This is a genomic window from Microbispora sp. NPDC046973, from assembly GCF_040644495.1.
In the GTDB taxonomy this organism is placed as follows: domain Bacteria; phylum Actinomycetota; class Actinomycetes; order Streptosporangiales; family Streptosporangiaceae; genus Microbispora.
This window is the reverse complement of the sequence record NZ_JBEYWQ010000020.1, coordinates 62682-75855: the sequence shown is the minus strand read 5'-3', so window position 1 is coordinate 75855 and position 13174 is coordinate 62682. Positions and strand designations below refer to the sequence as shown.

Genomic DNA, 13174 nt, shown 5'->3' with positions numbered 1-13174 from the left:
CTCGGCCACCGTCAGGCGCGGTCACGATCGCCGATCGCGTTCCTGGCCGGAGATCGACGCGAACACGGACGTCGCCGAGCCCCGGCTGCTGAAGTGGCGACGGTCAGCGCGGAGGCTCGGACAGGGCGGACGTGAGGCGGTCTGCGGCCTCCAGGACCAGCGGGCCCACCTTGTCCGCGTCGAGGTCGGCGAAGCTGACCACGCCGACGGACGCCTCCAGCCACGGCAGGCCGGAGATCGGCGCGGCGATGCCCTGCGCGCCCTCCTGGAGGTGTCCGGTGCTTGTGTGCAGCGGCGGCTCCATGCGGCCCTCGCGCAGCGCGAGCAGCGCCAGCCCGGCCGCCCCGCGCGTCAGCGGATGACGCGAGCCCTCGCGGTAGGCGACGTGGAAGTCGGTCCACGACGGCTCGACCACCGCGACCGCCAACCCCTCGTCGCCCTCGGCCACGGTCAGGTGCGCGGTCGCCCCCGCCTGCTCCGCGAGCGCGCGCAGCGCGGGCAGCGCGGCCGCCCGCAGCAGCGGATGCACGGCCTGGGCCAGCACGAGCACCCCGAAGCCCAGATGCACGCGGCCGTGCGCGTCCCGCCGGGCGAAGCCCTCGGCCTGCAGGGTCGTCAGGAGCCGGTAGACGATCGGCCGGCTCAGGCCCAGCTCCTGGGCGAGCTCGGTCGGCGTGCGACCCCGGTTCGCGTCGGCGAGCAGCCGCAACAGCCGTAGGCCCCGTTCGAGCGTCTGCGCCGATTCGGCCGCCATCATGTCTTGATTATCGCCGCACCGGTGCGCCTGTAGGCGAAACCCGCATCCGACGTAGCCTACGTCGGATGCAGGTTTCGGTCCGCGATCAAGGAGCGGTGGATGAAGTCGGCGATCGTGGTGGGCGCGGGGATCTGGGGGGCGTCGCTGGCGCTGCGGCTGGCCGACGAGGGCTGGCGGGTGACGCTCGTCGAGCAGTACGCGCCGGGTCACGTGCGCCAGGCCAGCGCCGGGGAGACCCGCCTGCTGCGCTGCGCGCACGGCTCCGACGACTGGTATCCCCGGCTGGCCTGGCAGGCCCGCGACGCCTGGCGCCGGCTGGAGGAAAGGACCGGCGAGGAGCTGTACGTCGAGTCGGGACTGATGTGGTTCGCCCGCGACCCGGACGGCTGGGAGACGCGCAGCGCCCGGGTGCTCGAACGGCTGGACATCCCCTGCGAGCTGCTCGACCCGGCGGAGGCGGCACGGCGCTTCCCCGGCCTGCGGGGCGACGACCTCGCCTTCGTGCTGTGGGAGCCGCACGCCGGAGTGCTGCGGGCCCGGCGCGCGACGCAGGCGACCGCGCGCCTGGCCGGCGCGGCCGGCGTGAGGCAGGTCCGCGCCCGGGCCGTGCCGTACGGACGAGGGGCCGGGGTCGTGGCGGACGGCGAGGTGCTGACGGCCGACCGCGTGGTGTGGGCGTGCGGCGCGTGGCTGCCGCGGCTGTTCCCGCACGAGGCGGGACACGTCGAGGTGACGCGGCAGGACACCTTCCACTTCGGGGTGCCCAGGGACTGGACCACGCCGCCGCTGCCCGCGTTCTGCGACTACGACCTGTCGGCGTACGGGCACGGCGACCTGGACGGCATGGGCATGAAGGTCACCGGCGACGCCGAGGGCGAGCCGTACGACCCGGAGAGCGGCGGCAGGCGGGTGCTGCGGCACACCGAGGAGCAGGCGCGCGCCTACCTGGCCAGGCGGTTCCCTTCACTGGTGGGCGCGCCGGTGGTGTTCAGCCAGGTCTGCCAGTACGCGCTTACCAGGAACGCCGAATGGATCATCGCTGAGATCGACGACGGCGTCTGGCTGCTCGGCGGAGAGTCCGGGCACGGCTTCAAGCACGCCCCGGCCCTGGCGGGATACGTCGCGGAGATCCTCGACGGCGCGCGGGAGCCGGAGGCGCGGTTCGGCCTGCACGAGCGGCCGGTGGCCCGGGGCCTGCGCACCAGCGGCGGCACGACTCCCTAGGGGAGTACACCTAGGCGTCAGGCGGGTTCTGGCGGGCCTGGCGGACGCGCAGGACGATCTCCAGCTCGAACCGGACGTCGGGGTCGGCGAGCGCGTCGCCGTACAGCTGCTCGATCTGGCGCAGGCGATAGCGCACGGTCTGCGGGTGGACGTGGAGCGCCGCGGCGACCTCGGCGACGCCCCGGCCGTGCCGCAGCCAGGCGAGCAGGGTCTCTGCGAGGCGGTCCTGCTGGCTCTGGCGCAGGTGGGCGAGGGGCGCGAGGCGCACCTCCGCCAGGGCGGCCACGAGGTCCTCGTCCTTGAAGACGACCAGCGTGGCCATGTGGTCGGCGCAGCGCAGCAGTCCCCGCCGGGGCAGGACGCCGCGGGTGCCGAGGTCGAGGGCCTCCCTGGCCCAGCCGAGCGAGTTCGCGGCGGCGGCGAGCGGCACGGCGGGGCCGATCGCGGCCCGCCAGCCGCGCAGGGCGTTCTCCAGCGCCTGCACCCGCCCGGGGCCGCCGGGGTCCGGCACCACAAGACACGGGACGTTGCGGTCGAGCCCGGTCAGCACGTCCGGCGGCAGCACCGGCAGGGGGGAACCGCCGTCGCGCTCCTCCAGGGCCACCCCCGCGACCGTGCGGGGGAGCCGCCAGCCGGCCGCCCTGGCCAGGTCGGCCACGGCCTCCGGCGAGGCCGCGGGACGGGTGAGCAGCAGGTCGAGCAGCCGCCGGCGGCGGCGCTCCATCTCGCCTGCCGCATGCGCCCGCGCCTCGGCGAAGCCTTCCGCGGCCGCGTCGGCGAGCTGGTCGAGGTAGACGAAGATGACCTCGCCCAGGTCGTACAGCGTCCGCGGATCGAGGCCGAGCTGCTCGGACTGCTCGGTGAGCCGCCGCCACGCCACCCGCGCGCCCAGCCGCATCGCGGTCTGGAAGGGCACGAGGTCGCGCCCCTCGGCGGCCTCGCCCCTGCCGATCGTCCTGAAGACCTCGGGGTCCCACGGCGCGCGCGGGTTCTCGATGCGTTCCAGAAACCCCTGCAGCGCCTGGTTGACCGACAGCCGCAGGACCTTGATGTAGACCTCGTCCTCCGGGCGGGCGTATTCGGGCACCCGCCGCTGGATCTCCGCGATCATCCGGTCCGCGACGTCGCCGATGCGGGGACGCAGCAGCCTCGCGACGCCCGCCGGCACCGCGCCCCAGAACTCGTCGTCGCCCTTCAGCGCGCGCTCAACGCCCGCTCGGCACTGCTCAAGGTCCCTTCGGCGCCGCTCAACGCTGCTCGGCGCTGCTCAGCCAGGCGCCGAACTCCTCCAGGTCGATCAGGCCGTCGCGGTCGGCGTCGACCCTGTCGATCGCGCCCTGCGCCCCCTGCAGCGTGAGCGGCCGGCCGAGCACCTCCATCAGGCGTACGAGCTCCTCGGCGGAGATCCGCCCGTCCCCGTCGGTGTCGATAAGTTGAAAAGTCGCCGCATATTCGCTCATGCCGTCCTCCTCCGGGATCGCGATCAGCACCCTAGCTGAAAGCACGCGCTGCCCCCAGGGATCGCGGCCAAGCCGCCCGTCGCGTTTTTGTCGGTGGCGTCTGCCACCATGCCGTCTGTGACAAGCATCCTGGAGGGGAAGGTCGCGCTGGTCGCCGGGGCGACACGGGGCGCGGGACGCGGCATCGCGGTCGAGCTGGGCGCGGCGGGGGCGACGGTCTACGTGACCGGCCGCAGCACCCGCGAGCGGCGCTCGGAGATGAACCGGCCGGAGACGATCGAGGAGACGGCCGAGCTGGTGACCGCCGCCGGCGGGCGGGGGATCGCCGTGCCGGTGGACCACCTCGACCGCGAGCAGGTGCGGGCCCTCGTGGAGCGGATCGACGCCGAGCAGGGCGCGCTCGACGTGCTGGTCAACGACATCTGGGGCGGCGAGCTGCTGTTCAGCTGGAACGACCGCCTCTGGGAGCACTCGCTCGACGACGGTCTGCGCATCCTGCGGCTGGCGATCGACACGCACATCATCACCAGCCACTACGCGCTGCCGCTGCTGATCCGCAGGCCGGGCGGGCTGGTGGTCGAGGTCACCGACGGCACGGCGGACTACAACGCCGCCAACTACCGCGTCTCGTTCTTCTACGACCTCGCGAAGACGTCCGTGAACCGCATGGCGTTCGCCCAGGCCAAGGAGCTGGCGCCGCACGGCGCGACCGCGGTGTCGCTCACGCCCGGCTGGCTGCGTTCGGAGCTCATGCTGGAGCACTTCGGCGTGACGGAGGCCAACTGGCGCGACGCGCTGGCCCAAGTGCCGCACTTCGCGATCTCCGAGAGCCCGGCCTTCGTCGGACGCGCGGTGACGGCCCTCGCCGCCGACCCGGAGGTGAGCCGCTGGAACGGGCAGTCGCTGTCCAGCGGCCAACTGGCCCAGGTGTACGGCTTCACCGACGTGGACGGCAGCCGCCCCGACTGCTGGCGATATCTCGTGGAGGTCCAGGACCCCGGCCGCCCCGCCGACGTCACCGGTTACCGCTGACAGGGCCGTCCGGCTCTCCAGCGGGCGCGGGGCGCCCACTTCCCGGATGTGCCAAGAAGCGCCAGCGGCGCGGGAGCGAGGAAGCGCAGCGGCGGGAGGCACGGAGCGGAGCGGTGGGAGCGAGGGAGCGGAGCGCAGCGGCGGGGGCGAGGGAGCGCAGCGGCGGGGGCGAGGGAGCGCAGCGGTGGGAGGCACGGAGCGGAGCGGCGGGAGCGAGGGAGCCGGCGGAGTCGACGTTCGGGGGTGCCTCGGCGAGGCCGCCTGCGCCGATCAACCGGTGCCGATAGTGGCCGTGACCAGCGTCCAGTCGATGTGGGCCTCGGCCGCGTTGCCGCCCGCCGTCCCCGCCACCCAGTGCGCGACCTGCGGCGTCTGCCTGCTGTCCGGCACCACCCAGGTCGCGCCCGTGTCCGCGCCGTCGCGGTGCAGGCGGGCCACTCCCGCGCTGTCCACGGTCACCTTCCAGGTGGCGGGCCTCCCGGCCTCGGGGAGCGTGAGGATCCTCTCCCAGGTGCCGGACCCCTTCGTCATCGTCCACACGCCGCCCCGCTGCACCGTCAGCATGAGCCGCCGGGCGCCGTTGGCGACCTTCGTCCCGAGGCTGACCCCGTGTCCGGTCCGCGGGTCCAGGGCGCTGTCGTCGATCACCCGGCCGCGGAACTCCACGGTGAAGTCGCACGCCCTGGTCACGTCGAGGGGCAGCACGGCCGAGACGACCCCGCTCGTGGCGCTGCGCAGGCGCAGGCCGCCGTCCAGGAGAGTGGCTCCCCGGTCGAGTGCCCATCCCGCCCAGGAACCGCCCGCCACGTGGTCGGTGACCTCGACCAGCTCCAGCACGGCCTCCCCGTCGCCGCCGACCGACACGCCCGGCGGGCCGCCCGCCGCCGGGATGGTCCACCGCGCTCCCGGCGGGCCTGCAGGGGGGACGGCCTGTGCGGTCGCGGTGCCCGCCGCGTCGACGATCACCCGCCAGCGGTCACCCATCCCGTGGACGGGCGCCCATCCGTCCGCCGTCAGGACGTGCGGGCCGTCGGATCGTACGGCCATCCTGAGGAGGCGCGTGCCCGTGCTCACCTCGATCGCCAGGCCGTCGCCGGAGCGCGGGAAGCGCGTCACCCTGCCGTGGAAGGTCAGGACGAAGCCCTCGGCCGGCCCGTACGGGCGGCTGATCCGCCCGGCGGTCAGGCGCAGACCGCGGGGGTCGGCAGGGGAGGAGGCCGCCGGGTCCGGGCCGGCTTCCCGTGATGATCCGATGACGTGGGCGCCGCCGCTCATGGTCCATCCGCCCCAGCCGGGAGCGACGCCGGTGAAGACGTCGGCCAGGTCGAGGCGGGCGAGCTTGATCTCGATCTGGTTGTGCTCCCAGACGAGGAAGAACCGGCCCGGCTCGTACTCGTCGCCCGAAGCGTAGACGTCCCAGCCGCGGGCCGCGCCCCGGGTGAGCCGGCTGCCGTCGGCGAACAGCCGCCCCGGGCCCCACGGCGTGCCCGGCCGTCTGACCTTGTAGTAGAGGACCTCGCGATACTGGTCGGGCTTCGCGGACGCGGGGCCGGTGAACGGCCCGGCCAGCGTGTTGTAGACGGTCAGGTAGCGATCGAGGGAGTCCTTCGTGAAGAAGGTCTTGACGTAGTAGTTGGGCAGTTCGGGGTCCACGGCGAAGGCGGACCAGGTCAGCCCGCCGTCGGTGCTGGTCGCGGTCGCGGCGTACGCGGCGTGGGTGCGGTAGTGGGCGTCCTTGTCCGCCGCGGTGCCGCCGCGCAGGGTGCGTGCGACCATGAGCAGGGTGTGCGGGTCGTCCTGGGCCACGACGACCTGCGGTTCCTCGACGGACAGGCCGGGCGGGTTGTCCGCCAGGGCGCCCGGCGTCCAGGTGACCAGGTCGGCCGAGCGCAGCACGCCCGCCCTGGTGGTGCCGTTCGCCGCCCGCCAGTACGGCACCAGCCAGACGCCCTCGTGCCTGAGGGGTCTGCCCGCCACGACGACCCCACGGGAGTTGGGCGGCACGGCGACGGAGACGGGGTGGTCGGCCCAGGTGCGGCCACCGTCGGTGCTCCTCCTGGCGACCATCGTCACCGGGAAGCCGTCGACGTTCCCCGCGGCGTCGCGGTCGGCGGTGATCGTGATCCGGCCGAGCAGCGCCAGCAGCGCGTCGCCGTCCTTGAGGAACACCACGTAGTGGTAGCGATGGGTGGAGGTGTCCGCCGCGAGCGTGCCGGTGGTCCAGGTGCGGCCGCCGTCCCCGGACCGCGCGTACATGATCGCGCCCTGGTCGGTGGGGGAGGGGTCCATCGGGTCGGACACCCCGGCCCGCCAGGCGACCACGAGGCGGCGGGCGTCGAGGGCGGCGACGTCGGGAACCCGGTTGCCCTCGTGGGCGAGCTCGCGCCCAGAGCCGGTGCCGTCGAGCACGGTGCCGTCGAGCACGGTGCCGTCGAGCACGGGGCCGCCGTAAACGGTGACGGGGTCGCGGACGGCGGCGCCGACCACGTCGATATCCGGCCACGACCGGTCAGAGGGGGTCACCCGCACCAGGGAACACGGCCGGAGGCCGCACGGAGGCCGCTGTCACGAACAGTTCGGAACATGTGCATCCGGCCGTAAGCGCGCGTCCCCCGGGCCCGCATAGGGGGCACCGGGGGACCGGGGGACGCACGCCTGCCGGGCGGGCCGCCCGCGCCGATGACGGCCGGCCCGATCGAGGTCAGGGGGCCGCGCAGGCGGGCGTGGGGACGGGGTTGGCGGAGTTCCAGGAGGCGATGAAGCCGAAGGTGGTGCTCGCGCCGGCGCTGAGGGAGCCGTTCCAGCTCTCGTTCTTCACGGTCACGCTCGCCCCGCTCTGCGTGGCCTTGCCGCCCCACGCCTGGGTGACCTGCTGCCCGTTGGCGAAGGTCCAGGTCACGGTCCAGCCGCTGATGGGAGCGGTGCCGGTGTTCTTGACCGTGACCTCACCCTGGAAGCCGCCGCCCCACTGGTTGGTGATCGTGTAGGTGGCGCTGCAGCCCGAGGGGCCGGACGAGGGCGAGGGGGAAGGGGAGGGAGAGGGCGACGGGGAAGGCGACCGGGTCGGCGAAGGGCTGGGGCTGGGGCTGCGGGTCGGGCTGGTGCTGGGGCTCGGGCTGGGGGACGGCTGGGCGCCGCCGAGCAGCGCCGACAGGGCGGGGTACCACTTGTCCGCCATCTTCTGGTTGCCGCTGTCGTTGGGGTGCACGCCGTCGTAGGTGTCGGTGCTCGTGCTGAAGCCGGTCCACTGGTCGACGACAACGATCGGAGAGGCCGCCGTGGTCTTCGCGGCGGCCCAGCCCGGGATCGCGCTGTTCAGGGCGACGGCCCGCTGGGCGCACTCGGGGCAGGTGCTCGGGTTCATCGGGATGATCTGGGCGACCAGGATCCTCATGTTCGGGTTGCTCGCCCGCATCTGGTCGACGAGCTTGCCGTAGGCCGCGAGGATCGTGTCGGTGGGCTTGTTGCTCCACACGTCGTTGGTGCCGAAGTGCATCATCACGATGTCGGGACGGGTCGCCGAGAGCCAGGCCGGGAGCTGGTTCTGGTCGGCGACGTTCGTGACGAGGAAGCCGCCGTGGCCCTCGTTGTCGCCGTCGTACGGCACCCCGCACCCCTGGGCGGGCAGCGTCCCCACCATGTCGATGTTGGTGAAGCCGCCGTTCTGCAGCTTGTTCCACAACAGGGCCCGCCAGCAGCCGGGCGATCCGGTGATCGAGTCGCCCAAAGGCATGATCCGCACCGCGGCCGCCTCGGCGGGCCGGGCGACGAGCAGCCCGAGCACCACGAGCAGGGCCGCCAGCATCGCATTTCTCTTCGACATCGCGCCTCTCCCTCGTGCTGTCCGGCGCGATGCTAGAGAGCGGCCGGCCGCCCGGCCCAGGGACGAGGCGCGGAAGAAGCCCTGACCAGCGGGAACGCATGTACGGTTCATCCGATGACCGCGGCGCGGGCGGGCGTCGCTTCCGGCCCGTAGGCCTCCGCCGGCACACCGGCCGCTGCCGTGCCCGGCGAGGGGGACGGTGCCGTGTTCCACCGCCGGGCACGAGCGAATATGCTGCTCGGGATTAACTTTCCGCACGTCACCGAGAGGATTCGGTCCCCATGTACAAGGAGTTCCTCGGCGAGGTCGTGGTGTGGCTGATCCCCATCGTCATCCTCGTGGGCATCGCGCTGCTGGTGACCAGCCACGCCTGAACGACGCGTCGTGAGGGGCCGGGCCGTGAGGCCCGGCCTTTCCCTTTTCTTGGCCCGTCAAAACCGTCTCTAGCGACAAATCTGCCTATCGCCGCATCTAGGGCCACACCGGCATAAAAGTGTCACTGACCTGCAACGTTGATCAATCCGATTGGATCATGTGATACTGCCCGAAGTGACGCCAGAGAGGCCGAGAGGGCTCACGTGGCGAGGAAAGAGGTGCGAGGGAGCGAGGGAAGTTTGTCGGCTCTGCCGACTGTCCGGTCCGCGACGAGTAAGTGATCCACGCCCACGCCCTCACGAGCACGACCAGCGGTTTCCAAGCGCATCACGGTGCCGCTGCTGCGGTGCGCCGCGAGTTCATGGGCGCTGCCAGCAGGTGGGAGACAAACCGCGATGTCTGCCGATACCGGGTTCCGCTCAAGTGACGCCCCTCGATCCCTTCCCCTCCGCCGCGTGCTCCCCCGCCTCCTCCGCGACCCCGTGAACGCGCTCGCCGAATTCGGCAGGCAGGCCCGGGGTGAGGTGATGCGAATCCATCTGGGGCCGTTCCGTCCGTACCTCGTCAGCCACCCCGACCATGTGCAGCACGTTCTGCGCGGCAACTGGACGAACTACGTCCGCGACGGCATGTTCTGGAGACCCCTGCAGCGGGTGACCGGAAACAGCATCGTCGGCGACGGCCCTGGCTGGGAGTCCAGCAGGAGGATCCTCCAGCCGCTGTTCACCGCGCGATACGTGGGCTCGCTGGCCCGCGGCATGGTGGAGGCGTTCGAGGAGTACCTCGAGGAGCTCACGCCCCGGGCCCGGGACGGGCGACCGGTGAACATCGGCGAGGAACTGGCCCGCATGGCCGACCGCGCCGTCATCCATGTCCTGTTCGGCGGCGCGATCCCCTTGAAGGACGCCGAGCTGCTCGCTCCCGCGTTCGCGACCGCCGCGTCGTCCTTCACCTTCCGGCTGTTCATGCCCTTCATCCCCTACTCGGTGCCCGTTCCCGGCGACCGGGCCTTCGCGCGCGCCGTGAAGGAGATCGACAGCGTCGTGGTGCCGCTGGTCCGCCAGGCCCTGCGTGATCCGGGGGAGGGCCGCCACATCGTCTCCGCGCTCGCCCGCGCCCGCGGCCCGCAGGGGGACGGATCGGGCGAGCGGCAGATGCGCGACGACCTCGTCAGCATCTACGGCGTGGCCGCGGAGACCACGGCGACGGCGCTGACCTGGCTCTGGCCGCTTCTCCACGCGCATCCGGACGTGACCGCCCGCCTGTACGACGAGGTGGACGAGGTCGTCGGGACGGACCCCGTCGATCCGGAGCAGCTGCCGCGGCTGCGGTACATGAAAGCCGTGCTGCAGGAACTCGTGCGCCTGTATCCCTCGGGCTGGATGTTCCCGCGCATGGTGGTCGCCCCCGACGAGATCGGCGGCACCCGGGTCGAGGCCGGTTCACAGGTCCTGATCAGCCCGTACGTCACGCATCGGCTCGACGAGTTCTGGGATCGGCCCCTGGACTTCGACCCCGAGAGGTTCACGCAGGAGCCGCGGGAGCGCCGGCACCGCTACGCCTACTTCCCGTTCGGCGGCGGTCCGCACGTGTGCCTCGGGCTCCACCTGTTCTACGTGCAGGCGCCGCTCCTGCTCGCCTGCCTGCTGCGCAGGTTCAGGCCGGTCCTGCTGAACCCGGGGCCGTACACCGCCGTCCCGGCGGGCTCCGTCCGGCCGAAGGAGAGGGTGGAGGTGCGTCTGCTCCCCCGCGGCACGACCTAGGCGCGGATGCCCGCGCGAGGCGGGACGCAGGAGAGAAGGGTCGTCCGCTGGAAAGGGTGTCATGTCGCCTATACAGATCGACGAGATCGAAAGGACCGCGGATCAGGGCAGGACGGTCGGTCTCGCGTTGGCCTGTCAACGAGACCTCGTGGATCACGCGGCACGATATCCCGGACTTTTTCCCGCCGATCGGTTCGGCCCGAGCCTGTTCGCCGGGCTCTGCCTGGCCAACGCCTTCGGCGCGCCGTGGTCCACGGCCGACCAGTTGCGTTTCCTGACCAGGCTGTCGCTGTGGGTGTTCGCCGCCGACCAGCAGGTGGACGGCGTCGCGAGATCCCGCGACGACCTGGACGATCTCTTGTCGAACTGCCTCCGGACCGCGGCCGGCGACGACGGCATTGCGGCCACGCCGCTCACTCGATTTCTCGCCGACATCGCGCGCGATTTAAATGCCGTGCCCGAATTTCCGGGCATGCGCGCGACATGGGTCGAAAGCCTCCGGCGATTTCTCGCCGCGATGGCGCGGGAATGGGAGTGGCGCGCATCGGCATCCGAGGGAAAACCTCTGCCCGGCGTTCCGGAATATCTCGGCAACGCCGACAGCACGGCCGCGTCTTTCGTCAATGTCTCCTTCTGGCTTTACAGCCGCGACACACGAGCGCTCGAACACATCGACGAACTGACCACGGCCGGTGCGCTCGTGCAGCAGGTGCTCCGGCTGCTCAACGATCTGGCGTCGTACGAACGGGACCTGGCCTCGGGAGACCTCAACGTGCTGACCCTCGGCATCGGCCGTGCGGAGGTCGCCGAGTTGATCGGCGACCTCGTCGCCCGATGCCGGGAACGGATCGAGCCGCTCAAGGGGCGTTGCCCGCAGGCCGCCGCCTATCTGGAGCGTCAGATCGGCTTCAGCGCGGGTTTCTACCGCCTGACCGACTACTGGAGCGAGCGGTGAGCGCGAACGATCTCGCGCCCGGCGTGCCGCAGGCGGACACCCGGGCCCTGGCCGGCGAACTCGTGTCCGGCCTCATGCTCCGGCCCTGGGGTGAGGTGTCCGCCTCGGTGTACGAGACCGGCCGGGTGGTCGCGCTCGCGCCCTGGCTGGTGGGGGACGCCGAGCGGGTGGACCACCTGCTGGCGCGGCAGCGGCCGGACGGCGCCTGGGGGCTCCCGGACGGCTACGGGCTCGTGCCGACCCTCAGCGCGACCGAGGCCCTGCTCTCCCGGCTCCGGCACACCGGCGACGCGTCGCTGGCGGGGCCGGTGAAGCAGGGGCTCCTCGCGCTGTCGCACGTCCTGTCGGCGTCCGGCGGCCTGTCGCTGCCGGACACCCCCGCGGTCGAGTTCATCGTCCCCTCGCTGATCGCTCTCATCGAGGACCATCTGCGCGAAGCGCCGCACCTCGGGCTGCCCGCCGTCCGCCTCACCATGCCGCCGGGCATGGACGCCGCCAGGCTCGCCCGGCTCAGGGGCGCGCTCAGGTCGGGCGCCGACGTACCGCAGAAGCTGCTGCACGCGCTCGAGGTGGCGGGGGAGGCGGCCCGTCACGCGCCGGGCCTGGTCCCCACGGCGATCGGCACGGTCGGGGCCTCCCCGGCGGCGGCCGCCGCCTGGCTGGGTGACAGGGCCGAATGGAACGACCGTTCCGCGCACCCCCGTCATCCCCTGGTGCGCCGCCATCTGGAGGCGGTCGCACGTCGTTACGGCGGCCCGGTCCCGGTCGGCCTGCCCATCACGTTCTTCGAACGGAGCTGGGTCCTGAGCTGGCTGGCGCGTGCCGGTGTCCCGTTCGAGGCGCCCCCCGAGATGGTCGCCGAGCTCTGCATGACCGTGGGGCCGGAAGGCACGGCGGCCGGGGCGGGGCTGCCGGCGGACGCGGACACCACCTCGGTCGTCCTGTACGCGCTGGCACTTCTGGGCGTCCGCCTGGAGCCGGAGAGCCTGCTGGCGTACGAGTCGGAGACCTGCTTCCACACCTGGCCCGGCGAGCAGGGTTTTTCGACCAGCGTCAACGCGCATGTGCTCGACGCGTTCGGGGCGTACGTCGAGCGCCACCCCGAGGCGGCCGGTCGCTACGAGGGGCGCGTGGCCAAGCTGGCCCGCCTGCTGCGCGACCACCAGGAGGCGGACGGCAGCTGGTCGGACCGCTGGCACGCCTCCCCCTACTACGCGACGGTCAGTTGCGCGCTCGCGCTGCACGACTACGGCGGCGCGGACTCGGCCGCGGCCGTACGAGCGGCGGTCCGCTGGGTCCTCGACACACAGCGCGAGGACGGCTCCTGGGGGCGGTGGGCGGGTACGCGCGAGGAGACGGCGTACGCCCTGCAGATCCTCCTCATGACGGACGCGGGCGAGGACGTGAGGCGGGCCGCGGCCGCGGCGCGGGGGTACCTGTTCCTGCTGAACTCGGCCGGGATGGAGGAGCCGGCGATGTGGCACGACAAAGACCTCTACCTTCCCGGGGCGGTCGTCCGCGCGGCCGTGCTCGCCGCCTGCCATATCGCGCAGCGCGACCCGGCGGTCATGGGGGCTTTCCGGCGCAGTCATGGTCCTGTGAGGAAGCAGTAAATAGGCCATCTTTCCATAAAATGGGACATGTGGCCTCGTATAGGTGCGATGCTGCCTTGAACGGTTTTGACCCTATTGCTAAGGTTTCGGAGCGTCGTGGCGGAAACACGCTCTCGCCCTTGAGGGGTCACCAGCACCAATCATCCTGAACCTTCTTCAGGTTTTGCGCACT

At 72.3% G+C, this 13174-nt stretch carries 10 protein-coding genes; 5 read left to right on the top strand and 5 right to left on the bottom strand.

Annotated features, from left to right (window positions below):
- Positions 1 to 103: 103 nt before the first annotated feature.
- On the bottom strand, positions 104 to 757 hold the full coding sequence (locus tag ABZ860_RS30170; protein WP_357226410.1) for a helix-turn-helix domain-containing protein: 654 nt from the start codon (positions 755 to 757) through the stop codon (positions 104 to 106).
- A gap of 99 nt (positions 758 to 856) precedes the next feature.
- Between ABZ860_RS30170 and ABZ860_RS30165 the strand changes: the two genes are divergently transcribed.
- A complete protein-coding gene (locus tag ABZ860_RS30165) occupies positions 857 to 1981 on the top strand; it encodes an FAD-dependent oxidoreductase (RefSeq protein WP_357226408.1) in 1125 nt (374 codons plus the stop codon).
- 10 nt (positions 1982 to 1991) lie between these two features.
- On the opposite strand, the gene ABZ860_RS30160 is transcribed toward ABZ860_RS30165, so the two are convergent.
- Positions 1992 to 3149: a helix-turn-helix domain-containing protein gene (locus tag ABZ860_RS30160; RefSeq protein ID WP_357226406.1), complete on the bottom strand. Its 1158-nt coding sequence runs from the start codon at positions 3147 to 3149 to the stop codon at positions 1992 to 1994.
- Between the two features lie 79 nt (positions 3150 to 3228).
- Complete coding sequence (locus tag ABZ860_RS30155; RefSeq protein WP_142563672.1) at positions 3229 to 3441, bottom strand: EF-hand domain-containing protein; 213 nt, start codon at positions 3439 to 3441, stop codon at positions 3229 to 3231.
- Positions 3442 to 3558: 117 nt separating this feature from the next.
- On the opposite strand from ABZ860_RS30155, the gene ABZ860_RS30150 reads away from it, so the two are divergent.
- Complete coding sequence (locus ABZ860_RS30150) at positions 3559 to 4473, top strand: SDR family oxidoreductase (RefSeq protein WP_357226404.1); 915 nt, start codon at positions 3559 to 3561, stop codon at positions 4471 to 4473.
- A 270-nt stretch (positions 4474 to 4743) separates the two neighbouring features.
- Here ABZ860_RS30150 and ABZ860_RS30145 read toward each other — a convergent pair whose 3' ends face one another.
- The gene (locus ABZ860_RS30145; protein WP_357226401.1) at positions 4744 to 6996 is read right to left on the bottom strand and encodes a sialidase family protein; all 2253 of its coding nucleotides are present in this window, start codon (positions 6994 to 6996) and stop codon (positions 4744 to 4746) included.
- Positions 6997 to 7174: 178 nt separating this feature from the next.
- Positions 7175 to 8296: a cellulose binding domain-containing protein gene (locus ABZ860_RS30140; RefSeq protein ID WP_357226399.1), complete on the bottom strand. Its 1122-nt coding sequence runs from the start codon at positions 8294 to 8296 to the stop codon at positions 7175 to 7177.
- 830 nt (positions 8297 to 9126) lie between these two features.
- Here ABZ860_RS30140 and ABZ860_RS30135 point away from each other — a divergent pair.
- From ABZ860_RS30135 to ABZ860_RS30125, 3 genes are all read left to right on the top strand, one after another.
- Positions 9127 to 10434, top strand: coding sequence for a cytochrome P450 (locus ABZ860_RS30135; RefSeq protein ID WP_357226398.1), 1308 nt, complete (start codon positions 9127 to 9129; stop codon positions 10432 to 10434).
- Positions 10435 to 10582: 148 nt separating this feature from the next.
- A complete protein-coding gene (locus tag ABZ860_RS30130; protein WP_357226395.1) occupies positions 10583 to 11389 on the top strand; it encodes a terpene synthase family protein in 807 nt (268 codons plus the stop codon).
- Positions 11386 to 13002 (top strand): prenyltransferase/squalene oxidase repeat-containing protein, encoded by a 1617-nt coding sequence (locus tag ABZ860_RS30125; protein WP_357226394.1) that lies wholly within the window; start codon positions 11386 to 11388, stop codon positions 13000 to 13002. Before ABZ860_RS30130 ends, ABZ860_RS30125 begins: the two co-directional genes overlap by 4 nt.
- Positions 13003 to 13174 lie beyond the last annotated feature (172 nt).

Coding starts and splice junctions, on each gene's coding strand:
- ABZ860_RS30170 (WP_357226410.1), bottom strand. CDS start 757: ATGATGGCGGCCGAATCGGCGCAGACGCTCGAACGGGGCCTACGGCTG.
- ABZ860_RS30165 (WP_357226408.1), top strand. CDS start 857: ATGAAGTCGGCGATCGTGGTGGGCGCGGGGATCTGGGGGGCGTCGCTG.
- ABZ860_RS30155 (WP_142563672.1), bottom strand. CDS start 3,441: ATGAGCGAATATGCGGCGACTTTTCAACTTATCGACACCGACGGGGAC.
- ABZ860_RS30140 (WP_357226399.1), bottom strand. CDS start 8,296: ATGTCGAAGAGAAATGCGATGCTGGCGGCCCTGCTCGTGGTGCTCGGG.